The following is a 22,491-nucleotide window of genomic DNA, read 5'->3' on the forward strand; positions in this document are numbered from 1 at the left end:
GAATTTCTTTCAACACGCAGGCCAGCAGCTTTCACGCACCCGGGCGCCTGGCTGCATACATTCTCTTTCCACGAGACGGGGCATTCACCGTCAGGATGGAGACAACACCATGGTTTGGCAGCAGATCTACGATCCTTTCGGCAATATGGTCATTTCCACCGCCCTGGCCGCCGTGCCCGTGGTGGTGATGCTGGTGGCCTTGGGCCTCTTGCACATCAAGGCGCACTTTGCCGCTGCGGCGGGCCTGGTCGCCGCGCTGGTGGTGGCGGTGATGGCCTACGGCATGCCATTCGAGATGGCGAGCCGTGCGGCGCTGTACGGCGGGCTCACCGGGCTTGTGCCGATCGGCTGGATCGTGCTCAACATCATCTTCCTGCAGCAACTGGCCGAGCAAAACGGCAGCTTCAAAGTGCTGCAGGATTCGCTCTCGGGCATCACCGAAGACCGGCGCTTGCAACTGCTGCTGATTGCCTTTTGTTTTGGCGCCTTCTTCGAGGGCGCGGCGGGCTTTGGTACGCCGGTGGCGGTCACGGCGGGCATCTTGATCGGCCTGGGCTTTTCGCCCTTGGCGGCCTCGGGGCTGAGTTTGATCGCCAACACGGCGCCGGTGGCTTTCGGTGCTTTGGGCACGCCGGTGATCACGCTGGCCAAGGTGCATGGCTATGACCTGATGCAGGTCACCGCGATGATCGGCCGGCAGCTGCCCTTGTTCAGCCTGCTGGTGCCGTTCTGGCTGATCTGGGCGTTTGCCGGGCGCAAGGCGATGCTGGAGATTTGGCCGGCGATCCTGGTCACGGGCTTGTCGTTCGCGATTCCGCAATACCTGGTCTCCAACTTCATCGGGCCTGAGCTGGTGGACATCATTGCCGCGCTGGTTTCGATGATGTGCCTGGTCGGTTTTTTGCGGGTTTGGCAGCCGAAAAAGGTCTGGACTTCGACCTCGCTCAAGGGCCACGAGCGCGATGGCGGCGACGCCAAGCCCGCTCTGCCGGTGGTTCGCCACAGCGCCGGCGCGCTGCTCAGTGCCTGGATGCCCTGGCTGATTCTCACGGTCTTTGTCTTCGTCTGGGGCCTGCCCAGCGTGAAGGCTTGGCTCAACGGCCTGTGGGCGCCCAGCTTCAAGATTGAAGGGCTGCACAACCTGGTGGAAAAAATGCCGCCGGTGGTGGCCAAGCCCACGCGTGAAGGTGCGGTCTATGTGCTGGGCCTGCTCTCCACCACCGGCACCGGCATCTTGCTGGCGGCCCTGGTCGGCGGCTTGTTCATGAAGTACCGGCCGATGCAGCTGGTGGCGACCTTTGGGCGCACCGTGTGGATGGTGCGTTACTCGCTGCTGACCATTGTGCTGATGCTGGGCCTGGGCACGCTGACGCGCTATTCAGGCACCGACACCACGCTGGGCCTGGCCTTTGCCGGAACGGGGGCGCTGTACCCCTTCTTTGGTACCTTGATGGGCTGGGTGGGTGTGGCCATGACCGGCTCTGACACCGCCAGCAATGTGCTCTTTGGCGGCATGCAGCGGGTCGCCGCCGACCAGCTGGGCCTGAGCCCCAATCTGATGGGCGCGGCCAACAGCTCGGGCGGCGTGATGGGCAAGATGATCGACGCGCAATCCATCGTCGTGGCCAGCACCGCCACGCGTTGGTTCAACCACGAAGGCGATATCCTGCGCTATGTGTTCTTCCACTCGATTGCGCTGGCGTGCCTGGTGGGGGGCTTTGTGACGCTGCAGGCCTACGTCTGGCCGTTCACGCAGATGGTTGTTCGCTGATCACTGGAGACTTTTCATGACCGTCATCACCACCGTTGAAGACCTGCGTGTGCTGGCCGAAAAACGCGTGCCGCGCATGTTCTACGACTACGCCGACAGCGGCTCGTGGACCGAAAGCACCTACCGCGCCAACGAGAGTGATTTCGCCAAAATCAAGCTGCGTCAACGCGTGGCCGTGGACATGAGCAACCGCAGCACCGCCACGAAAATGGTGGGCATCGACGTGAAAATGCCGGTGTGCATCGCGCCTGTTGGCCTGACGGGCATGCAGCACGCCGATGGCGAAATCCATGCCGCGCGCGCCGCCGAGAAGTTCGGCATCCCCTTCACCTTGTCGACGATGAGCATCTGCTCGATCGAAGACATCGCCACGCACACCCGGGCACCGTTCTGGTTTCAGCTCTACATGATGCGCGACCGGGATGCGATGGCCCGCATGATTGAGCGCTGCAAGGCGGCGCGGTGCGGCGCGCTGGTGCTAACGCTTGATCTGCAGGTGATCGGCCAGCGCCACAAAGACCTGAAGAACGGGCTCACCGCGCCGCCGCGCCCCACGCTGGCCAATATCGTCAACCTGATGAGCAAACCGCGCTGGTGCCTAGGCATGGCGGGCACGCGCCGCCACACCTTCCGCAATCTGGTGGGGCATGTGAAGGGCGTCAGCAATATGAACTCCCTGGCGGCCTGGACCAACGAGCAGTTCGACCCCACGCTCTCCTGGGCCGATGTGGCTTGGGTCAAGCAACAGTGGGGCGGCAAGCTGATCCTCAAGGGCATCATGGATGTGGAGGACGCCAAGCTGGCGGTGGCCAGCGGAGCGGATGCGCTGGTGGTCAGCAACCACGGCGGGCGCCAACTCGATGGCGCGCCCTCCAGCATCGCGGCGCTGCCTGACATCGTGGCCGCGGTGGGCGATCAGATCGAAGTCTGGATGGACGGCGGCATTCGGTCCGGCCAAGACGTGCTCAAGGCCTGGGCGCTCGGCGCACGTGGCACGATGATCGGTCGCGCCATGGTCTACGGCCTGGGCGCCATGGGCGAGGCCGGTGTGAGCAAGGCGCTGGAGATCATCCACAAAGAGTTGGACATCACGATGGCCTTTTGCGGGCACACCGACATCCGGCGGGTAGATCGCAAGATTTTGGTCGACGTCAAGCCGTAATTCCGTCGCCCCCGCTGGCGCGCAGACGTTCAACGGCCAGATCAATGAAGGCGCGTGCTTTGTGCGAAGCATGGCGGCCTTCGCGATGCACCAGATGCACCGGCAATGGCGCGGGCTCGAATGCCTCCAGAACGATTTTCAGGCCACCGTTGCGAACCTGCGCCGCCACCTGATAGGACATCAGTCGCGTCAGGCCCAATCCACCCAGCGCGGCGGCCAGGGCCGAGTCATTCGTCGTCGTGAACATGCGCGGCGCAACTTTCACCAGGCGCGAGACGCCGTCCACGACGAAGCGCCATTCAGGTGAGGGCGTCACCACACTTGCCGATACCAGCGTGTGCGCCGCCAGTTCTTCGGGCGACTGTGGGACGCCATGCTGGGCCAGGTACGCGGGCGCGGCGCAGACGACGCGCCGCACGCTCCCAACCCGGATCGCTTGCAGCGAAGAATCCGGCAACTCGCCGATGCGCACGGCCACATCCACGCCTTCGTCCGTCAGATTCACCACCCGGTCCACAAACCAGCAGGCGGCGCTGACCTCGGGATAGCGCTGCAGGTATTCGCTCATGATGGGCGTCACATGCAGTGCGCCAAACAGCACCGGCGCGGTCACGGTCAGGCGGCCACGCGGCGCCCCGTGCAGGCCGATGACCGACTCATCCGCCTCGGCCAGTTCGGTCAGGATGCGCCGGCAATCCTCCACATAACGTGCACCGGCCTCGGTCACACGCACAACCCGCGTGGTGCGGGTTAGCAGGCGCGCACCCAGGTGCGCCTCCAACTCGGCGATGGCCCGCGTGACAGCAGGCGGCGAGATATTGAGCTTGCGCGCAGCCCCGGCAAAGCCATTGGCGTCGACCACCGCCACAAAGACCTGGATGAGATGCAGTCGGTCCAATTATTCCTCTTTATGGAATGGTGTATTGATTTTTTAGGTGATTCTAAATACCAATCGATTCAACGACAGTTCATACATCCGCTGAACAAGCAGCGGATGAACATCCACCCCAAGCCTTATCCCCCCTCACCGGAGTTTGACCATGTCGCGCCTCAGCATCCCTACCGTGGACCAATCCCTCGATGCCGCCAAGCCTTTGTTGGCCGCGGTTCAGCAGCAACTGGGCATGGTGCCCAATCTGATGAAGCTGGTCGGCCACAGCCCCGCTGCGTTGGAGGGTTATCTCGCCTTGAATGGCGCGCTGGCCAAGGGCCGGTTGAGCGTGCAACTGCGCGAACGCATTGCCCTGACCCTTGCCGAGTTCAATGGCTGTGACTACTGCTTGTCGGCGCATGACTACCTGGGCCGCAATGTGGCCAAGATCAGCAGCGAGGAACTCGCCGCCGCCCGCGACGCCCACTCGGCGGACCCTGCCACCGCTGCCGTGCTGCGCTTTGCCCGCCGCGTCGCGGAGGCGCATGGCCGCGTTGCCGATGCCGACCTCGCCGCGCTGCGTGCCGCCGGCTTTGACGAGGCCAGCGTGATCGAGATCGTGCTGAACGTGGCCCTCAACGTGCTGACCAATTACGTCAACAATGTGGCCCTGACCGACATCGACTTTCCGCACATCAGTGCCAAGCTGGCAGCTTGATGCGCTAAGTCAACGGGACATCAACGGGACGGCAGAGGTGCCCCCGCGCCGCCCCGTCCCTGCTCAAGTTCCTTCACCCAACCCAAGGCCGCGCCCATGACTCAAACCGCCGACACCGCCGATTCAGCACAGACCGCTGAAGCCCCGCGCCCACCGCTGCCCCCCTTCAGCCTTGAAACCGCACAACAGAAGGTTCGCATGGCCGAAGACGCGTGGAATACGCGCGATCCCCAGCGTGTGGCGCTAGCCTATACGCCCGACAGCCGCTGGCGCAACCGCAGCGAGTTTGTGCGCGGGCGCGCGCAGATCCGTGAACTGCTGGCGCGCAAATGGACGCGCGAGCTGGATTACCGCCTCATCAAAGAACTGTGGGTGCACGAAGGCCACCGCATCGCCGTGCGCTTCGCCTACGAGTGGCATGACGACGCGGGCAACTGGTTTCGCTCCTACGGCAACGAGAACTGGGCCTTTGATGCACAGGGCTTCATGGCCGAGCGCCACGCCAGCATCAACGACAAGCCCATTCGGCCCCACGAACGGCTGTTCCACTGGCCTCAAGGCCCGCGCCCAGTCGATCACCCGGGCTTGAGTGAATTGGGCTTGTGACGCGCGCCGGACAGCCGGAATACCGCCACCAAATGGCCCAGGGTCTCGGCTTGTGAGCGCAGGGACTCTGCGGCGGCGGCAGTCTGTTCAACCAGGGCCGCGTTTTGCTGGGTCATGTCGTCCAGGCGGGTGACGGCACTGTTGACTTCGGCGATGCCGCTGTACTGGCTTGCGCCGGCATCGCTGATTTCGGAGACCGTGCGGGTCACGCGTTGTACCGAGTCCAGGATCTCGTTCATCGACTGGCCGCTGCGCTCGGCCTGTGCGCTGCCCTGGGCCACTTGTTCAGTCGAATCATTGATGAGCCGCTTGATCTCCTTGGCGGCCTCGGCGCTTCGCCCGGCCAGGCTGCGTACCTCGGACGCCACCACGGCAAAGCCGCGCCCCTGTTCGCCAGCGCGTGCAGCCTCCACCGCAGCGTTGAGCGCCAGGATATTGGTCTGGAAGGCCACCCCGTCGATGACGCTGATGATGTCGCTGATCTTGCCGCTGGACGTGGAGATGTTCCCCATCGAGCTGACCAGGGCCGTCATGACCGAGGCACCTCGCTGGGCTTGGCTGGCCGCGTTGTTGGCCAGTTGATGGGTCTGCCGGGCGGCCTCGGCGGTTTGTTGCACCTGCTCGGTCAACTCGCGCATCGACGCGGAGGTGCGCTGCAAATTGGCGGCCGCGTCCTCGGTTCTGCTTGAAAGATCCTGGCTGCCGGACGCCACCTCCCGCGAGGCGACGCCGATGGATTCGGTGGCATCGCGGATGCCCTGCACCATGTGCGCGAGCCGCGCCTGCATCGCGATGAGCTGATCCAGCACATGGCCGACCTCATCAGCCGGGCCGGCAACAACCGTCCGGCTGAGATCGCCGTGGGCCACGGCCTCCATCGCATTGCGCACGGTGTCCAGCCTTGACCGCAGCCGGCGTACAAACAACTCGATCCCCAGCCATGCAAGAAGGCTGGCGAGCAACACCAGCGCCAGGGTGACGTAGGCGTCCCGCCGTGCGATGGCCGCGACCTCATCCACATAAACCCCGGAGCCGATCACCCAATTCCAGGGCGCAAACAGCTGGACGTAGCTGCGTTTGGGTTCAGGGTCCTTGGCGTCCGGTTTGTTCCACAGATAGTCCACAAAACCGGCCTTGCTGGCCTTGACGGTTGCAACCATTTCGACGAAAAGCCGCTTGCCGGTCGGGTCCACACTGTTGGTGAGGTCTTTGCCGTTGAGCTCCGGCTTGATGGGGTGCATCACCATCGTCGGGCCCATGTCGTTGATCCACAAATACTCTTTGCCCGAGTAGCGGATCTTGCCGATGGCTTCGGCGGCTGATTGGCGTGCCTCGGCATCGCTGATGGCGCCGCTGTGGGCCTTGTCAAACCACTGTTGGGCGATGCGGTCGGCCGCTTGCACCTGCGAGACGGTTTCGTTGAGTCGCAACTCAAGCAGACTTTGCTCTGAACGCCAGGATAAAAAACCAATCACCCCAACAAAGGCCAGCAAGGTACAAGCCAGTGCTGCGCGCAGGCTGCGGGCCAGGGTCCAAGAATTCATGACGAGCTCTCGTGAATGGGGTAGAGCTGTAATTTATCCCTACCCTCCTAACTTGTCACTCAGTGTGAGCTTGCCGGGCATTTGACCCTGGGCCTCACGCTATTCGTGTACCTATCGCACCTCTTTCAAGCGGGAGCGGGCGGCCTTCAAGCTGTTCTCAGGGGCGATGGCCCCACTGGCTGGCCACTACGGCGAGCACCACGACCGCCACGGTCAGCAGCAAGCTCAGGCCTTGCCAAAAGGCGACGGGGTTGCGCTCGATCAACGGGGGCGCGCGCAGGCCCAGGTATTGCGCGCCCGGCGTGCGCAGGTCGTGCATGAATTCCGACAGCGCCTCCTGCCGCTTGTGGGGCTGCGGCTGCAGCGCGCGACGCAGCACCGCGTCCAGCCAGGGCGGCAGGTCGAGCCGGCGCTCACGGGCCGAGATATAGCGCAGCCCTTGCAAGTCGCCGGGTTTGCGCAGGCGGGGTATTTGCAGGCCGTAGGGCAACTGGCCCGTGAGCATCTGGTAGGCAATGACAGCCAGCGAAAACAGCTCCGACTGCGGCGTGCCGACGCCGCCCACAAAATACTCCGGCGCGGTGTATTGCAGCGAGCCGAGCAGGGCGCGGGCCTGCGCCTGGTGGGTGCCTTCGGTCAGCCCCGCCACATGCGTGGAGGCGAGGTCGATGATCTTGACCGTGCCGTTGCGGTCGATCATCAGATTCTCTGGGCGCAAGTCCTGATGCAGCATCTCCTTGCGGTGAAAGGCCTGCAAGCCTTGGGCGACCTGCTCAATGATGCGGCGTACGGCGTCGAGGTCGGGCGCGGGGTGGTCAATCATCCACTGGGCGAGGGTCTGGCCTTGCACGTATTCCAGCGCGACGAACAGATGCTCGCGCGGGCGCTCGGCCGGGCAGGGCTTCACCACGAACTCGCTGTCAATGCGGCGGGCGATCCATTCTTCCAGGAGAAAACTGTCCAGATAGGCCGGGTTGTCGCGCAGATCCACCGAGGGTGTCTTGAGCACCACCTGCCGGCCCGAGTCGGTATCAAGCGCCAGGTGAACATGGCTGCGCGAGCTGCAGTGCAGTTCACGCACGATGGTGTAGCCCTCAAAGCGGTCGCGGGGGTGCAGCGCCGGGGGGATTCTCAGGCCCTCGCGCTGGGTGTGCAGCAGCGCGGCGTCGATGGGCGGCAGGGCGTCGATGCGCACCAACTGCGCGGTCAGGTTGTCTTGGCTGCCGCGCGCCAGTGCGGTCGCGACGAGGGCGGCCGCTGCGGCGTCCAAAGCGTCAAAATTGCCGGCCTCGTTTGAATGGCCGGGCGCCAAGGCCAGCGCGGCATGCACGGCGGCCGCGTCGATGTGCTCGTACACCCCGTCGGTGGCCAGCAGGTAGAGCTCGCCCACTTCAGTGGTCCAGCTGCGGTAGTCAATCTCAACACCTGGCCCCGTGCCGAGGGCGCGCCCCAGATAGCTTTGAACCGACGAAATGCGTACCCGGTGGTCCTCGGTGAGTTGCTCCAGCGCCTGCGCGTGCAGCCGGTACACGCGGGTGTCGCCCACGTGCAGAAGGTGCGCTTCACGTCCCTTGAAGATCAGCGCGCTGAAGGTGCAAACATAGCCCCGGTCTTTGTCGAAGCGGGCGTCGCTGCGTTGGGTCTGAGCGTGCAGCCATGAGTTGCTCGCCTCCAGCACGCATTGCGCCGCCCGCCGCACCGACCACGCCTCGGAGGTGCAGTAGTAGTCCTCCAGAAAGCCTCGCACTGCAGCCGCACTGGCGATCTGGCTGACGCTGCTGCTGCTGATGCCGTCAGCCAGCGCGAGTGCAATGCCCTTGGTGCGCAGGCGCTCTCCGGTGGGCAGCACGGCGCCATGAAAGTCCTGGTTGACCGGCTTGCACCCGGCCTGCGAGTGCTGACCCAGTGTGACGCGCAGGCCGCCCGACATCGCCCGCTTGCCCTTGAAACTCAGGCCACAACGCGCTTGGGCGCCGTCTTGTAGTGGGTGGAGTACAGCGTGGCGCCGACAAAGGTCAGGCCGCCCACCATATTGCCCAGCACGGTGGGGAGTTCATTCCAGAGCAGGTAGTCCATCATTGTGAATTTGCCGCCCAGCATCAGGCCCGAAGGGAAGAGATACATATTGACGACCGAGTGCTCGAAGCCCATGTAGAAGAACACCGTGATGGGCATCCACATGCCGATGACTTTGCCCGTTACTGAGGTCGACATCATCGCCGCAACAACGCCGGTAGACACCATCCAATTGCACATCACCGCGCGGATGAACAGCGTCAGCATGCCCGCCATGCCGTGGGCGGCGTAGCCCACCGTGCGACTTTCACCAATGCTGCCGATCTTCACGCCGATGGCGTTGGGCGCCTCGGTGAAACCGAAAGTGAAGATGATGGCCATGAACAGCGCCACCATCAGCGCACCTGCAAAATTGCCCAAAAACACCAGGCCCCAGTTGCGGCCCACGCCGCCCCAGGTCGCGCCCGGCCGCTTGTCGAACACCGCCAGGGGGGACAAGGTAAATACGCCGGTCAGCAGATCGAAACCCAGCAGGTACAGCATGCAAAAGCCCACCGGAAAGAGCAGGGCGCCAATCAGTGGATTGCCGGTGTTCACGTTGATGCTGACGGCAAACGCGGCTGCCAGGGCCAGAATGGCGCCGGCCATGAAGGCACGGATGAGGGTGTCGCGGGTGGACATCAGCAATTTGGATTCACCAGCGTCGACCATCTTGGTCACGAACTCGGCAGGGGCGAGGTAGGCCATTGAGTTTCCTTTGAACGGTCAGGGGGGCAGGGCAAAAAACAAAACGACGTACCCTCCATGCCCCGCGTTGAAAGGGGAGCAGGACGGAACGCCGTCGTCTTCAGTACCGGGAGAGGGCTGCAGCCACGATCAAGGTGCAGCGGGGTGTCGGGCCGCCGTTGGCCTAACGCGCAAAATGCATGCACGTTTCATGCCCGGCTAATTCGGTGTTTGGGCGGTCTGAAAAGCGCAACTTGGTGCGCAAGGCCTATTTTTGGTGCGCGCTGGGCGGCGTCGTGCCGAAAAGGTCAGGCAAGGTCAGCGCAAGCTCGGCCACGTCCAGCAGCTTGCGGTTGTGGTCCATCGACGCTTTTTGCAAGGCGCGAAAAGCCGCCTCCTCGCTCAAGCCCAGGCGAACCATCAAGGCGCCCTTGGCCCGCTCGATGATTTTGCGGTCCTGCAGGGCGCGCCGGGCCTTGTCCAGCTCCAGCTCCATCGAGCTCAGTCGCGCGGACTGTGCTTGCAGCATCTCGGCCAGCGTTGACGTAGAGGCAGACATTGGCACTGTGACGGCCGGCAGCGACGGAGCCGCGTCCGGTTGCACCGGGGCGTTGAAAAAGCGCTCCACCGCATGCGCATGGGCGGGCGGGTTGACGCGCAATTGCTGCAGCAGGCCCGCCGTGTCTTGCAGGTCTTGCTGCGCACTGTGCAGCCGGCTGGCGCAGGCCGTTTGCAGATCTTGCACCAGTTGCTGCTGGAATTGCCCCATCTCGTCAATCCGGTGGCTGGACACCTCAAACCAGCGCTCGCTCGACGCCGTGTCCAGCCCTGCGCCGGCTTGGGTGGTGCACAGCACGCGGCGCAAGCGCTCCAGCTGCGCCGCTTGGGGGGCGAGTTGCAGCTGCTGCCAGCGCGCCTGCATGGCAGGTTCTGAAAACTCTTCGAACACGCTCAGGCTGCGTTCTTGCGCGTTGATCAGGTGCACGATGCGCTGTTGCTGGTCTTCGCTGCAGACGCCTGAGGAGAACAGCGTGGCCCCCACGGCGCGCTCCTGCCCGGCCGACTCCTTGCCCTGCACCAGATGGACAAAGGCCACCAATGGCCGCGAGAGGCCGGCTTGCAGATCGGCCTCGGCCACTTGAAAAATCAACTCCACCAGCCCGGCGATCACGCGGCTGAAGGCGGCCACTGCGGCATGCGCCGAGACGCCCTGCTGGCTGATTTTCTGGCGCAGGGGCGGCAGCGCCTCCAGGTCCAACAAGACCCAGGCCATCAGCGAGGCCAGTTTGGCCGAATCGCCGGAGCCGGGCGCCAGCCGTTCGGCAAACAGGGCGCGCAGCGTCGTGTCAAAGGTTTGCGCCTGCGCCACGGCAGCAAGCCGCACGGCGTCAAAACGCTGGCCTTTGGCCGCCAGGAAGATGCTGGTGGCGCCACGTTCAGCCTGCAGGGCGTGAATCAGCTGGGCGATTTGATCGGCAAAGGAAACGCGCCCGGCGAGCCGCTGAATCGCCTCGATTTCCAGCTGCTTTGAACGAAGAACCAGATCGGAGACAGACAGTTGCATGGGCGGCCACAGGATCGCAGATCCCAGAATCGGGAGACAAGAATCAAGCGGCGCGCGGCCCTTGATGCGCCATTGTCCGTGATCCCGGCCGGCGGGCCGCGAGGTTCAACGCGTGGCGATGAAGACCCGCCCGTCTTCCACCCGAATCGGGTGCGTACGCACCGAGTGCTCGGGCGCCTCCAGGCATTCGCCACTGCGCAGGTCAAAGTGGTTTTTGTACAGCGGCGAGGCAACGACGATGCGCCCGCCGAGGCAGCCCACCAGCCCTCGCGACAGCACGCTGGCACGTGACAGGGGGTCGACATTGTCGATGGCGAACAGTTGCGTCTCTCCAACGCGAAACACCGCAATATGCCGCCCGTCCATGCGGGCGCAAACGCCCATGTCCGGCAGGATGTCGTCGACCGCGCACACGGCGGTCCAGGTCAGGGTGTCAGTGCTCATGATGATGTCCTTCCGGTTCATGAAAATTCAGACGGGCGGGCCTCAAACCGCCTCGTTGGCGGGCGTGTTGCTGGGGTTGCGCTCCGCCGTGCGGGCCGGGCGAATCTGCCCGCGTTCTTCCACGAACACGATGTGCTCGTCGGGCCGGTCGCTGTTCACAAAGGAGCGGAAGCGGCTGCGGATCGCCGGGTCCGTCACCGCCACCTTCCACTCGCAGGCGTAGGTGTTCACCACGTGCTGCATCTGGGCGTCCAACTCCGCGCCCAGGCCCAGGCTGTCTTTGAGGATCACGTCCTTCAGGTAGTCGAGGCCGCCTTCGAGGTTGTCGCGCCAGGTGCTGGTGCGTTGCAGGCGGTCGGCGGTGCGCACGTAGAACATCAGCACCCGGTCGATCGTGCGCACCAGTTCTTCCTTGTTCAGGTCGGAGGCCAGTAGCTCGGCATGGCGGGGTTTCATGCCGCCGTTGCCGCACACATACAGGTTCCAACCCTTTTCGGTGGCGATGATGCCGATGTCCTTGCCCTGCGCTTCGGCGCATTCGCGGGTGCAGCCCGACACGCCAAATTTGATCTTGTGCGGCGCACGCAAGCCCTTGTAGCGGTTCTCCAGCTCGACCGCCAGGCCCATGCTGTCGCCCACGCCAAAACGACACCAGGTTGAGCCCACGCAGCTCTTGACGGTGCGCAGCGACTTGCCATACGCGTGGCCGGACTCAAAGCCGGCGGCAATCAACTCCTCCCAGATCAGCGGCAACTGCTCGACGCGGGCACCGAACAGGTCAACCCGCTGACCGCCGGTGATCTTGGTGTAGAGCCCATACTTCTTGGCGATTTGGCCGACGGCGATCAGCCCGTCTGGCGTAACCTCGCCGGCCGGCATGCGCGGCACGACCGAATAGCTGCCGTCTTTCTGGATATTGCCCAGGTAGTAGTCGTTGCTGTCTTGCAGGCTGGCCAGGTCCTTTTTCAGCACGAACTCGTTCCAGCACGAGGCGAGGATGCTGGCCACCGTCGGTTTGCAAACCGCACAGCCCAGGCCCTTGCCGTGCTGGCTCAGCAAGGCGTCGAAGCTGCGGATTTCGCCCACGCGAATCAAGTGGAACAACTCCTGGCGCGAGTAAGCAAAGTGCTCGCAGAGGTGGTTGTTCACCACCAGGCCCTGCTTCTTCATCTCGACCTTGATCAGCTGGGTCACCAAGGGCACGCAGCCGCCGCAGGTGGCGCCGGCCTTGGTGCAGGCCTTGACCTCCGCCATCGAGGTGGCGCCAGCCGACACGGCCTTGCAGATTTGGCCCTTGTTGACGTTGTTGCAGGAGCACAGCTGGGCGCTGTCGGGCAAGGCGTCGGCGCCCAGGCCGGGCTTGGCTGCGCCCTCGCTGGACGGCAAGATCAAGAACTCGGGCGATGCCGGCAGCGCGATGCCATTGAGCGCCATCTGCAGCAGCGTGCCGTATTCAGCGGCATCGCCCACCAGCACGGCGCCCAGCAGGCGCTTGCCATCGGCGCTGACGACGATCTTCTTGTAAATTTGGCGAATCTCGTCGCTGTACTGGAAGGAGCGGCACCCAGGGGTGTTGCCGTGCGCGTCGCCGATGCTGGCCACGTCCACGCCCATCAGCTTGAGCTTGGTGCTCATGTCGGCCCCGACAAAGGCCATGTCATCCGCACCGCTGAGGTGGTGGGCGGCCACGCGGGCCATGTCGTAGCCGGGGGCAACCAGGCCGAAGGTCTGGCCATTCCAGGCCGCGCATTCGCCGATGGCGTAAATGTCGGGGTCGCTGCTGCGGCATTCGCTGTCGATGGCCACGCCGCCGCGCGCGCCGATTGTCAGCCCGGATTGGCGAGCTAACTCATCACGTGGGCGGATACCGGCGGAGAACACAATCATGTCGGCTTCAAGATGGCTGCCATCGGCAAACACCATGCGGTGACCGGCCTCGCTGCCGTCGATGATCTCGACCGTGCTGCGCTGGGTGTGCACATGCAGGCCCAAGGCCTCGATCTTGCGGCGCAGCGTCTCGCCGCCGCCGGTGTCCACCTGCGCGGCCATCAGCCGGGGCGCGAACTCGACCACATGGGTGTCCAGGCCCATATCGCGCAGCGCCTTGGCGCACTCCAGCCCCAGCAGACCGCCGCCGACCACGATGCCGCTGCGCGAGCGTGCGCCGCAAGCCTTCATGGCCTCCAGGTCTTCGATGGTGCGGTAGACAAAGCAGTCGGGGCGGTCCTTGCCCGGCAGGTTCGGCACAAAGGGGTAGGAGCCGGTGGCCAGCACCAGCTTGTCGTAAGGCAGTTGCTCGCCGTCAGCCGTGGTCACGATGCGGGCGCTGCGGTCGATGGCGACGGCCCGTGACGCCAAGTGCAAGCGGATGCCGGTGCGCTCGAAAAACCCGGGCTCGACCAAGGAAAGATCTTCCGCCGACTTGCCGGAAAAGAAGGCCGACAAATGCACGCGGTCATAGGCGGGCCGAACTTCTTCGCACAAGACGGTGATCTGCGTGGCAGCACCGGCATTCAGGCCCGACTCAGCAAGGCTCTCAAGGAATTTGTGGCCCACCATGCCATGGCCGATGACGACGATCTTCATATGTTCTCCTGCAACGCGAGGGCAGCGCCCCTGCGATTGGGGCCAGACGGATTGGAAATTTGCGCCAGCGAGAGTCGCTGGCGTCAGCCCGACCGCCCCACCTCAAGCGAAGAGGGGGCGACGAAGCACGCCTGTCGGGACAGGGGCCGGGCTGATATCCGCCGTCGTTAGCGGAGACCTTGGGGCTGCGGAGGCGACGGTACCTGCAGCCACGGCATGAGCTACGCAAGGGGCGTGCCAGGTGGATTTGCCGTTAGTCGCCCGCGGGTTTGCCTAAATTGCGCGCCCGAGGGACGTGGGTGCACCAACTCGGTGGTCGTTGGTGGTGCATTGCCGGATGCGAGCGCCAAGCTGGTGCGGTTCCGGGCGGCTCGCTCAGGTCAGCTGATCGTAGGCGCTTGGTGCTTCTTTGTGACGGCTATTTCTCGTTTTTGGCGAAGCTAATTGATGAACGATGCGTTTTGACTGCCGCGATGTTGGCTAGACTTTGGTCTGGTGAGATTATTCGTTAGTCTGCGAATTCAAACCCAATGTCCGGCGCTGAACGACGTGCCGGGCCAGTGGCAAAGCTGGTAAAACCGGGGCTCGTTATGAACTTGCTGAATCGTTTGAGCATCAGTCGCAAACTGTTGTTGCTGACCGTTTTGGTGCTGATTGCGATCAGCATTCCATCGTTCTTCCATATCCGCCAGTCTTGGGCGCTGGCGGATGCAGCACAAAGCGAATTGAATGGCCTGGTGCCTGCGCGCCAACTCATCAAGCTGGTGCAAATCACGCAGCAGCACCGGGGGCTGTCAGCCGCCTTTCTGGGCGGCAACGCCCAGGTACAAGCGGCGCGCGAGGCCAAGAGCGTCGAAGTCAAGCAGCAATTCGACAAGCTCAAACCCCAACTGGTTGGCGCACTCATGACAGAGTCCATGCGCGAAACCTGGGAGGAGGCGCAGAGCCAGTGGAACAGCCTGTCCGGTGAAGTCGGGGCCAAGTCCTTGAAGGCCGGAGTCAGCAGCACCCGGCACGCCCAACTCATCGCCATCTATTTCAAGCTCTTGGATCAGATGGTGGACCAATCGGGCTTGATTCTGGACCCTGAGGCCGCCAGCTACTTTCTCGTGAGTGCCAGCCTGATCAAGCTGCCCATGGCCACCGAGGCGCTGGGTCAGACGCGCGCGCGCGGGGCCGGTTTTTTGGCCGAAGGCCAGATTGGCCCGGAGGGGCGCACGGTGCTCGCGGGGCTGGTGCAACAGGCCAGTGATCACCACGCCAGCATGGTGGGCGCGTTCGAGAAAAGCTTTCATGCCGACCCGACATTGAAGAAGGCTCTGGGGGACAAGATTGCAGAGTTGGGCAACCGGGTCACCACCTCGCTCCAAATCACCCGCCAAGAATTGATTGCCAAGGACGAACTCAAGTTCTCGGCGCCTGACTACATTGCCAGCTACACCCAAACCATCGACGCGATGTTTGCCAGCGATGAGGCGGCCCTTGATGCCTTGGAGGGCCTGCTCACCCAGCGGGTCAAGGACTTGCACGCCAGCAGTTGGTGGGTGATGGTCTTGCTGTGTCTGATGATGCTGGGCATCTATTTCATGTCGCGCAGCATCTCCAAAAGCATCACCCTGCCGCTCCGGCGCGCTGTGGCCTTGGCCCAGCAGATTGCCGAGCGCGACCTGAATGGCAGCGTGGAGAATTCGCGCAACGATGAAATCGGCCAACTCACCGGTGCGCTGTTGACCATGCGTGACAGCTTGCGCGGTGTGATTGGGGAAGTGCGAGGCAATGCCGATCAGGTGGCACGTGCTTCGCAGGAGTTGGCCCAGGGCAATAACGACCTGTCTCAGCGGACCGAGCAACAGGCTTCTGCCCTGCAGCAAACCGTCAGTTCGATGGATCAGCTCACTTCCACCGTGCGCAGCAATGCCGACCAGGCGGCCGATGCCAGCAAGTTGGCGCAGCGCGCCTGCCAAGTGGTTTTGAGCGGTGGCGAGGCGGTGGACAAAATTGTCACCACCATGGGCGGCATCGAGGCCAGCAGCCGCAAGATCGAGGAAATCATTTCGGTGATCGACAGCATTGCCTTCCAGACCAACATACTGGCCCTCAACGCTGCGGTGGAAGCCGCCCGGGCCGGCGAACAGGGGCGTGGCTTTGCGGTTGTGGCCTCTGAAGTACGGGTGTTGGCCCAACGCAGTGCGGAAGCCGCCAAGCAGATCAAAATCTTGATTGCAGCCAGCGTGACTCAGGTTGAGGCCGGCACCCGCCTGGTGGGTGGCGCGGGCAGCACGATGCATGAGGCGGTCAGCGCCATCCGCAGCTTGAGCGAAATGGTGGTGCGTATCAGCCAGGCCTCGTCCGAGCAAAGCGGTGGCTTGGTGCAAATCAGCCAGGCCGTCTCCCACATGGATCAGCTGACCCAGCAGAACGCGGCCCTGGTGGAGGAAACAGCGGCGGCCGGCGTGGGTCTGCAAGACCAGGCGCATCGGTTGGCGGTGCTGGTCGGGACTTTCAAGGTTGCTGAGGCTCGGGCCAATTGAGCTCTCTTTCGGCGGAAGTGCCGTTGTGCCTGGATAAATTCGCGTCAACGCTGACGTTGTTGATGGAGGCGATGGATCGGTGCGTCAATCCATGGATTCAATTCTGAACAGTTCCAATAGAGCCTTGGAAACGGTCACCAAGTACCGGCGTCAAGCGCTTGCTTCCATGCAGGGTGCGCTCTTGCTGGGGATCTTGGTCGCCAGCACGCAGTTCTTGCATGATCCGATAGTCTTTGGCGTTATGGGCTTGGGAATGCTGGCCAGCCTGTTGTCCTTGCTGCTGGCGTTTAAGGGAATTTCGGGCTGGGCCACTTGCATTTTCGGGCTGCAATTGCTGGTGATGCCGCCGGTGCTGTCCTTGCATGAAACCGGCATGTACGACTCGGCGATGTACCTTGTGCCAGTTTCCATGGTGCTCATGGCGGCAGTTGGGCGTGCGCGCTTCGTGTGGGCCTTCAATTCGCTGGTGGTGTTGAGCACATTGGGTGTGATCATTGCGACAACACATGGCGTGAACGGCCAGCGTTTGAGCGCCGATCCCCCGCTCAATGAGGCGGCCGATGGTGCCGCTATTTTGATCATCATCGTGTTGTGCGGGTTCGCCACCGGCTACCTGTCTTTGATCATGCAACGCATGCTCGATGTCATTCGCGGGGAGCAAGAGCTTCTGGAGGCGCGTGTCAACTCGCGAACCCAGGACCTTGAGCAGGCGTTGGTGCGCATGCAGCGGATTCAGGACGAGTTGGTTCATTCTGAAAAACTGGCCTCGCTCGGATCCCTTGTTGCCGGCATCTCGCATGAGTTGAACACGCCCATTGGCAATGCGCTCATCATGGCGACCAGCTCGCAGGAGCGGATCCGGTCCCTGCGGCAGATGATGCTTGCAGGGCCTCTGCGTAAATCTTCGCTGGAAAATTATCTGCACGCCAGCGAGGAGATGGCCGATCTCCTGGTTCGTGCCATTGAGCGATCTGCCACCTTGATTGCGAGCTTCAAGCAAGTCGCGGTCGATCAAACCTCCGAGCGCCGGCGGGAGTTCAATTTGCTTGAAGTGCTGCACAGCGTCGTCGATACGCTGCGCGCCGGTATCAAGCACCAACCCTGGACATTCCACATCGAGGCAGACGCCGGAATTGCTTGCGATAGCTATCCGGGGCCGCTGGGGCAGATCCTCACCAACCTTGTGCAGAACGCTTTGCGCCACGGCTTCAATCAGCGCAATCACGGCACGGTTTGGATCGACGTTAGGTTGGTGGACGACGAGGTTTGGCTTCAGGTGCGTGACGACGGGCATGGCATGGATCCGGGTGTGCTCGCTCGTGTCTTCGACCCCTTTTTCACCACCCAACTGGGGCAAGGCGGATCGGGCCTGGGCTTGGCCATTTGTCGGCGCTTGGCCACTTCGGTGCTTGGCGGCGATCTCACCGCCAGCTCGGTCAGCGGTGAGGGCGCCTGCTTCACGCTGCGCTTTCCAAGGGTCGCGCCGGGGCAGATCTAAGCCGTATAGCGAAGAGCGGCTTCAGCGGTGACGTGTCCGTTTTGCGGATCGGGTTCAAAATTTGCAGCGACGCGGTTGGCTCACCAGACAGCCAGAGCTTCACTGAGGCCGATGCGGGCGCCTGCCATTCCTGCGCGGGCAGCAGCCACAGGTCTGCGCTGTCACGGTCTTGCGTCAGCCAGACGCGCCCGGTGAGCACGCGCAGGATGCAGCCCTGGCGCAGATGCAGGGGCCGTGCCACGGCGTCACGGAGTTCCAATTCAACAATGCGATACATGGGGTCTCCTTTTCGTTGGGGGTAACCATAGCTCGGTAGACCAGGCCAGTTCCGGTACAGTTGATTGGATACTTGATTGCACTGGCCTGGTCATGGGCCCGATACACTTGAAAAATTCCACCCAGCCCGCGCCCGTTTCTGCTTCCGTTTCTGGCGGCACGCAATCGCCCTTGCTGCCCGGTCGAATCAGCTTGGTTGACCAAGTCGCCCAGTGGGCCGAGCAGCGTATTGCCGAGCGCGTGTTTCAGCCGGGCATGCGCATGCCCTCGGTGCGCGAGTTGTCGCTGCAGCGCGGCGTTTCGCGGTTTACGGTGGTGGAGGCCTATGAGCGATTGGTGGCGCGCGGCCTGCTGCTGGCTCGCCCGGGCTCAGGTTTTTATGTGCGGGAGCAGGCGCCGCGCCGGGAGCGACGGGCCGCCGCGCCGGTGCGCTCCAAGGTGATCGATGTGGGCTGGCTGGCGCGCAATATGCTCAGCGGCATCGCGCCGGAGCGTTCGCCGGGCTTTGGCTCGCTGCCCGCTTCCATGTGTGGCGGCGAGATGATCCGGCTGGGTTTGCGGGCGACTTCGGCGTTTCCGCTGGCGCAGCTCAGCCGTGGCGCGCAGGCTCAGGGTTATCTGCCTTTGCGGGAACAGCTGGTGCGCAAGCTGGCTGAAATCGAAGTGGCCGCCACGCCCGCCCATGTGTTGACGACCACCGGCTGCACGCAGTCTTTCAGCCTGATTGCAGAGCACTTCTTGAAGCCGGGCGATGTGGTGCTCACTGGCGATCCAGCATGGTCGGCCCAGCTGGGTGCCTTGGCCATGGGTGGCGTGCGCGTTGTTGGCGTGCCTTATGACGCGCACGGGCCCGACCTGAAGGCCATGGCCGCGCTGGCGGCGCAGCACAAGCCGCGCATGCTGGTGATCAACAGCGTCTTGCACAACCCGACCGGCACGGTGCTGAGCCTGGCCAGTGCGTACCAAATTCTGCGCATTGCCGAGCAGCACGATATGTTGATCGTCGAGGACGACGTTTATGCTGACTTCGTGCCCGACAACCAGGCCGCGCCGCGCCTCGCCAGCCTCGATCAGCTGCAGCGGGTGATCTACCTGAGCAGCTTTTCCAAGATGCTCGCGCCCAGCATGCGGGTGGGCTATATCGCCGCCAACCCGCAGTTCATTGAAGACCTGATGCTGCACAAGCTGCTGGGCTCCTGGGCCACACCCGAGTTGGTGGAGCGTGTGGTGTTGCACGCGCTGACCGAGGGCAGCTATCGCCGGCATTGCCAGCGCGTGCGGGCGCGCCTGGATGCGCTGCGCGAGCCCGCGTATCAGCGCTTCGAAGCCTTGGGCTTTCAGTTGCTGGGCCGCCCGAGCGCTGGTTTTCTGGGGTGGTTTGATGCCGGCGTCGATACCAATCAATTGGCCGCCGCGGGGCTGGAGGCGGGCTATCTGTTTGCGCCCGGCGCGCTTTTCTCGCCCACGCAGGCGCCAGGGACGCTTTTGCGTATCAATATCACAACCAGTGATGACGCAAGCATGTTGAAATGGTTGATGAAGACGCTGGAGCAGTTGCGCGCGCCGGCGCAATAGACTGCAGAACTGCAATACTCAGCGCACTCAAATTACCAAAGGCCTCGGCCTCCGCTTCGGCCCGGGCGACAGGTCAACGAGGAGGCAAGAAGGGAGTCGATCTTGGGCACACTGGACCTGAGAACAGCGCTCTTGTTGTCGGCCCTGGTGTCAGCCCAGGTCATGCATTAAGTGGGCTGTGAGTGCATTCTCAGGCGTACTTGCATTGCATGGCAATTTGCAGTTCATCGTCCAGCCAGCCTTGGGCCTCGGCGGCGTTGTCGAAGAGTTTGACAAGGCGGCCCTGGCGCAAAAAGACATCGTGATAAAACGGCCATACCAAGTCGCGGCCTTCTACATCGGCCTCGACAACAAAAGCCACCGCGACCGGCGCCCGCCCGAGTTGGCCGAAGCGGCGGAGCAAGTCCTCCAGCGCTTGGAGCGCATCCGGGGCGATCATGAGGCTCTCGGTGAATTCCAGCAGATTGACCAAAGGCGTCGCGGCGGGAATTTCGTTGTAGAGCGCGCCCATGCCTTGCGCCATGGCCTCGATGGCCTCACGGTTGAAGGGCCCCTGGGCGCGGACATGAAACGTGCTGCCGTGCACCCAGAATTCAAACTCGCCATGGGGTCTGAAGTTGCAGGTCGCGAACTGTGATGCCTTGCGATGTTGATTCAGTGGCATGGGAAAGAGGGGGCAAGGTACCCGCAGAGGAATCGTTCGTTCGTCTTGATTCTGAATGAGTGCCCAGTCGACTCGCCTCAATGCTTACCCTCAGGATGGGCGGTATCTGTTTGAATTTTGGCAGCGGCACGAATTTTTTCACACGTCCATAACGCTCCAGCGACGCTGACCCATCAAGGCTGCTGCAGCCCCGTGCATTCAGCGGAACGGCTGCCTTGACTTGCCTCATTTTAAAAGATTCATCCAAAATATTGCTTTTGCGAACGGAGGCTGAAATAATAGGTTCATATTAAATGCAACTTAAAGGATATTGCATGACTGCCACTTCTGCTCCCACGGCTTCTCAAGCCGTTGTCATCGACGTGCGGCAAATTCCTCCGGCACAGCGGCATGCGCGCATTTTTCAGCAATTTGAATCGCTGCCTGTGGGCGCCTGGTTTGATTTGCACAGCGACCACGAGCCTCTGCCCTTGAAGCAGCAATTCCAGGCGCAATGGGCCGGGCAGTTCGATTGGGAGGTGCTGGAGGCGGGGCCGCAGCAATGGCGCGTGCGCATCGCGCGGCGCCCGGCCGGCAAGAGTTGCTGCGGTTGCTGCGGCGGCTGATGGGCGGCGTCAACACTGCCCCGCAATTTGCGCCCTAAGAATCGTCGGAACGATAGGAACTCTCATGAGCAGCGTCTTTGTGCAGTTGCAGGAACCGCCCCGGCGGCGCCATCCCGGCAAGGGCTTGGCGCTCTGGGATCTTGGCTTTCGCCCGTTTTACCTGCTGGCGGCCACGCTGGCGTTGCTCTCCATCCCACTATGGGCTTTGCAGTTCAGCGGTTTGCTGGGTGAGGGCTTTTTGCGCGGTCCGACCTGGCATGCGCATGAGATGGTGTTCGGCTACGCGCTGGCCATCGTCATTGGCTTCTTGTTCACGGCCGGGCGCAATTGGTCGGGCCAGCCTACGCCCACGGGCCGGCCGTTGATGGCGCTGGCCTTGCTGTGGGTGCTGGCCCGGGTTTTGGTGCTGGTGCCGGTGGGGCCCTGGGTTTGGGCGTCGATGGCCGTCAATGTGGCGGTGCCCTGGGCGGCTGCCTGGGGCTTGTGGCGGGCGCTGCGTGCCGGCAACAACCGGCGTAACTACTTCTTCGTGCTGTTGCTTTTGGCCATGGGCCTGGCCACGGGCGCGTTGCACCTGAACCTGCTCGGGCACCTGTCTTTGCCGGCCGCTTTGGGTCAAGGCCTGGGACTGCCGCTGGCGCTGGATGTGCTGCTGTTCATGATCGCCATCATGGCCGGCCGGGTGGTACCCATGTTCTCCAACAACGGTGTGCCGGGCATGAATGCGCAGCGTGCGCCTCGAGTGGAGCAAGCCGCCCTGGGCAGCGTGTTGCTGCTGGGTGCCTGCGACGCTGTGGGCCTGAGCGGGCCGCTTCTGCTGTTGGCCTTGCTGCCCGCCTTGGTGGCGCACGGTTGGCGTTGGCTGTTGTGGCAGCCCTGGAAGACGCTGCGCAATCCGCTCGTGTGGGTGCTGCATGCGGCCTATGCCTGGCTGCTGGTGCACCTGGCTTTGCGCGCTGCGGCAGCGCTGCACTGGTTGCCGGCCTCACCGGCCACGCATGCCTTGACGGTGGGGGTCATCGGCATGATGACGCTGGGCATGATCACGCGCACCGCCCTGGGTCACACCGGCCGGGCGCTCAAAGCCGGGCCGATTGAAACGGGGGCCTATCTGGCGCTGTTGTTGGCCGGGCTGCTGCGGGTTTTTCTGCCGCTGATGCTGCCTGCGACGACGATGCTGGCGGTGGGTGTGTCGGCTGGGCTCTGGGCGCTGGCCTTTGCCTTGTATTTGTGGCGTTATGTGCCGCTGCTGCTGCGGCCCCGGGTTGACGGACTGCCGGGTTGATTTGCCCTCATGATGCCCACTATGACGCTACACAAGAACAAAGAAGAGA

18 protein-coding genes are annotated in these 22,491 nt (G+C 63.2%); 9 read left to right on the forward strand and 9 right to left on the reverse strand.

What is annotated here, in order from left to right:
• Positions 1–109: 109 nt before the first annotated feature.
• Both PRZ01_RS14500 and PRZ01_RS14505 read left to right on the forward strand, forming a co-directional pair.
• Entirely contained in the window at positions 110–1,771 is a 1,662-nt protein-coding gene (locus tag PRZ01_RS14500) for an L-lactate permease (RefSeq protein WP_273597515.1), read from the forward strand.
• 16 nt (positions 1,772–1,787) lie between these two features.
• The gene (locus PRZ01_RS14505) at positions 1,788–2,933 is read left to right on the forward strand and encodes an alpha-hydroxy acid oxidase (RefSeq protein WP_273597516.1); all 1,146 of its coding nucleotides are present in this window, start codon (positions 1,788–1,790) and stop codon (positions 2,931–2,933) included.
• Here the strand turns inward: PRZ01_RS14505 and PRZ01_RS14510 are convergent.
• On the reverse strand, positions 2,923–3,831 hold the full coding sequence (locus PRZ01_RS14510; RefSeq protein ID WP_273597517.1) for a LysR family transcriptional regulator: 909 nt from the start codon (positions 3,829–3,831) through the stop codon (positions 2,923–2,925). The two genes, PRZ01_RS14505 and PRZ01_RS14510, sit on opposite strands and share 11 nt — an antisense overlap.
• A gap of 142 nt (positions 3,832–3,973) precedes the next feature.
• Between PRZ01_RS14510 and PRZ01_RS14515 the strand changes: the two genes are divergently transcribed.
• Both PRZ01_RS14515 and PRZ01_RS14520 read left to right on the forward strand, forming a co-directional pair.
• Positions 3,974–4,522 (forward strand): carboxymuconolactone decarboxylase family protein, encoded by a 549-nt coding sequence (locus tag PRZ01_RS14515; protein ID WP_273597518.1) that lies wholly within the window; start codon positions 3,974–3,976, stop codon positions 4,520–4,522.
• 96 nt (positions 4,523–4,618) lie between these two features.
• Positions 4,619–5,128: a nuclear transport factor 2 family protein gene (locus tag PRZ01_RS14520; protein WP_273597519.1), complete on the forward strand. Its 510-nt coding sequence runs from the start codon at positions 4,619–4,621 to the stop codon at positions 5,126–5,128.
• Here the strand turns inward: PRZ01_RS14520 and PRZ01_RS14525 are convergent.
• From PRZ01_RS14525 to nirB, 6 genes are all read right to left on the reverse strand, one after another.
• Positions 5,098–6,672, reverse strand: coding sequence for a methyl-accepting chemotaxis protein (locus PRZ01_RS14525; RefSeq protein ID WP_273597520.1), 1,575 nt, complete (start codon positions 6,670–6,672; stop codon positions 5,098–5,100). The two genes, PRZ01_RS14520 and PRZ01_RS14525, sit on opposite strands and share 31 nt — an antisense overlap.
• Positions 6,673–6,829: 157 nt before the next feature.
• Positions 6,830–8,602 carry a bifunctional protein-serine/threonine kinase/phosphatase gene (locus tag PRZ01_RS14530; RefSeq protein ID WP_273597521.1) on the reverse strand — a complete coding sequence of 591 codons (1,773 nt, stop codon included), beginning with the start codon at positions 8,600–8,602 and terminating at the stop codon, positions 6,830–6,832.
• A 20-nt stretch (positions 8,603–8,622) separates the two neighbouring features.
• Entirely contained in the window at positions 8,623–9,435 is an 813-nt protein-coding gene (locus PRZ01_RS14535) for a formate/nitrite transporter family protein (RefSeq protein ID WP_273597522.1), read from the reverse strand.
• Positions 9,436–9,682: 247 nt separating this feature from the next.
• Positions 9,683–10,978, reverse strand: a complete 1,296-nt coding sequence (locus tag PRZ01_RS14540; protein WP_273597523.1) for a nitrate- and nitrite sensing domain-containing protein — start codon at positions 10,976–10,978, stop codon at positions 9,683–9,685.
• A 105-nt stretch (positions 10,979–11,083) separates the two neighbouring features.
• The gene (nirD, locus tag PRZ01_RS14545) at positions 11,084–11,422 is read right to left on the reverse strand and encodes a nitrite reductase small subunit NirD (protein ID WP_273597524.1); all 339 of its coding nucleotides are present in this window, start codon (positions 11,420–11,422) and stop codon (positions 11,084–11,086) included.
• Between the two features lie 42 nt (positions 11,423–11,464).
• Complete coding sequence (gene nirB / locus PRZ01_RS14550) at positions 11,465–14,008, reverse strand: nitrite reductase large subunit NirB (protein WP_273597525.1); 2,544 nt, start codon at positions 14,006–14,008, stop codon at positions 11,465–11,467.
• Positions 14,009–14,598: 590 nt separating this feature from the next.
• Between nirB and PRZ01_RS14555 the strand changes: the two genes are divergently transcribed.
• Positions 14,599–16,539, forward strand: a complete 1,941-nt coding sequence (locus tag PRZ01_RS14555) for a methyl-accepting chemotaxis protein (RefSeq protein WP_273597526.1) — start codon at positions 14,599–14,601, stop codon at positions 16,537–16,539.
• A gap of 124 nt (positions 16,540–16,663) precedes the next feature.
• Positions 16,664–18,037, forward strand: coding sequence for a sensor histidine kinase (locus PRZ01_RS14560; RefSeq protein ID WP_273597527.1), 1,374 nt, complete (start codon positions 16,664–16,666; stop codon positions 18,035–18,037).
• On the opposite strand, the gene PRZ01_RS14565 is transcribed toward PRZ01_RS14560, so the two are convergent.
• Positions 17,997–18,314 carry a DUF2917 domain-containing protein gene (locus tag PRZ01_RS14565; protein WP_273597528.1) on the reverse strand — a complete coding sequence of 106 codons (318 nt, stop codon included), beginning with the start codon at positions 18,312–18,314 and terminating at the stop codon, positions 17,997–17,999. The genes PRZ01_RS14560 and PRZ01_RS14565 overlap by 41 nt on opposite strands.
• A 107-nt stretch (positions 18,315–18,421) precedes the next feature.
• Between PRZ01_RS14565 and PRZ01_RS14570 the strand changes: the two genes are divergently transcribed.
• The gene (locus PRZ01_RS14570) at positions 18,422–19,888 is read left to right on the forward strand and encodes an aminotransferase-like domain-containing protein (protein WP_273597529.1); all 1,467 of its coding nucleotides are present in this window, start codon (positions 18,422–18,424) and stop codon (positions 19,886–19,888) included.
• A 190-nt stretch (positions 19,889–20,078) separates the two neighbouring features.
• On the opposite strand, the gene PRZ01_RS14575 is transcribed toward PRZ01_RS14570, so the two are convergent.
• A complete protein-coding gene (locus PRZ01_RS14575; protein ID WP_273597530.1) occupies positions 20,079–20,552 on the reverse strand; it encodes a hypothetical protein in 474 nt (157 codons plus the stop codon).
• Between the two features lie 314 nt (positions 20,553–20,866).
• On the opposite strand from PRZ01_RS14575, the gene PRZ01_RS14580 reads away from it, so the two are divergent.
• Entirely contained in the window at positions 20,867–21,157 is a 291-nt protein-coding gene (locus PRZ01_RS14580) for a DUF2249 domain-containing protein (protein WP_273597531.1), read from the forward strand.
• 64 nt (positions 21,158–21,221) lie between these two features.
• Positions 21,222–22,442: an NnrS family protein gene (locus PRZ01_RS14585; RefSeq protein WP_273597532.1), complete on the forward strand. Its 1,221-nt coding sequence runs from the start codon at positions 21,222–21,224 to the stop codon at positions 22,440–22,442.
• Positions 22,443–22,491 lie beyond the last annotated feature (49 nt).

Origin of the sequence: Roseateles koreensis, assembly GCF_028595305.1 — a bacterium.
GTDB classification, from domain to species: domain Bacteria; phylum Pseudomonadota; class Gammaproteobacteria; order Burkholderiales; family Burkholderiaceae_C; genus Paucibacter_A; species Paucibacter_A koreensis.

Coding starts and splice junctions, on each gene's coding strand:
- nirB (WP_273597525.1), bottom strand. CDS start 14,008: ATGAAGATCGTCGTCATCGGCCATGGCATGGTGGGCCACAAATTCCTT.
- PRZ01_RS14500 (WP_273597515.1), top strand. CDS start 110: ATGGTTTGGCAGCAGATCTACGATCCTTTCGGCAATATGGTCATTTCC.
- PRZ01_RS14525 (WP_273597520.1), bottom strand. CDS start 6,672: ATGAATTCTTGGACCCTGGCCCGCAGCCTGCGCGCAGCACTGGCTTGT.
- PRZ01_RS14530 (WP_273597521.1), bottom strand. CDS start 8,602: ATGTCGGGCGGCCTGCGCGTCACACTGGGTCAGCACTCGCAGGCCGGG.
- PRZ01_RS14540 (WP_273597523.1), bottom strand. CDS start 10,978: ATGCAACTGTCTGTCTCCGATCTGGTTCTTCGTTCAAAGCAGCTGGAA.
- PRZ01_RS14535 (WP_273597522.1), bottom strand. CDS start 9,435: ATGGCCTACCTCGCCCCTGCCGAGTTCGTGACCAAGATGGTCGACGCT.
- PRZ01_RS14575 (WP_273597530.1), bottom strand. CDS start 20,552: ATGCCACTGAATCAACATCGCAAGGCATCACAGTTCGCGACCTGCAAC.
- PRZ01_RS14515 (WP_273597518.1), top strand. CDS start 3,974: ATGTCGCGCCTCAGCATCCCTACCGTGGACCAATCCCTCGATGCCGCC.
- nirD (WP_273597524.1), bottom strand. CDS start 11,422: ATGAGCACTGACACCCTGACCTGGACCGCCGTGTGCGCGGTCGACGAC.
- PRZ01_RS14520 (WP_273597519.1), top strand. CDS start 4,619: ATGACTCAAACCGCCGACACCGCCGATTCAGCACAGACCGCTGAAGCC.
- PRZ01_RS14585 (WP_273597532.1), top strand. CDS start 21,222: ATGAGCAGCGTCTTTGTGCAGTTGCAGGAACCGCCCCGGCGGCGCCAT.
- PRZ01_RS14565 (WP_273597528.1), bottom strand. CDS start 18,314: ATGTATCGCATTGTTGAATTGGAACTCCGTGACGCCGTGGCACGGCCC.
- PRZ01_RS14555 (WP_273597526.1), top strand. CDS start 14,599: ATGAACTTGCTGAATCGTTTGAGCATCAGTCGCAAACTGTTGTTGCTG.
- PRZ01_RS14505 (WP_273597516.1), top strand. CDS start 1,788: ATGACCGTCATCACCACCGTTGAAGACCTGCGTGTGCTGGCCGAAAAA.
- PRZ01_RS14580 (WP_273597531.1), top strand. CDS start 20,867: ATGACTGCCACTTCTGCTCCCACGGCTTCTCAAGCCGTTGTCATCGAC.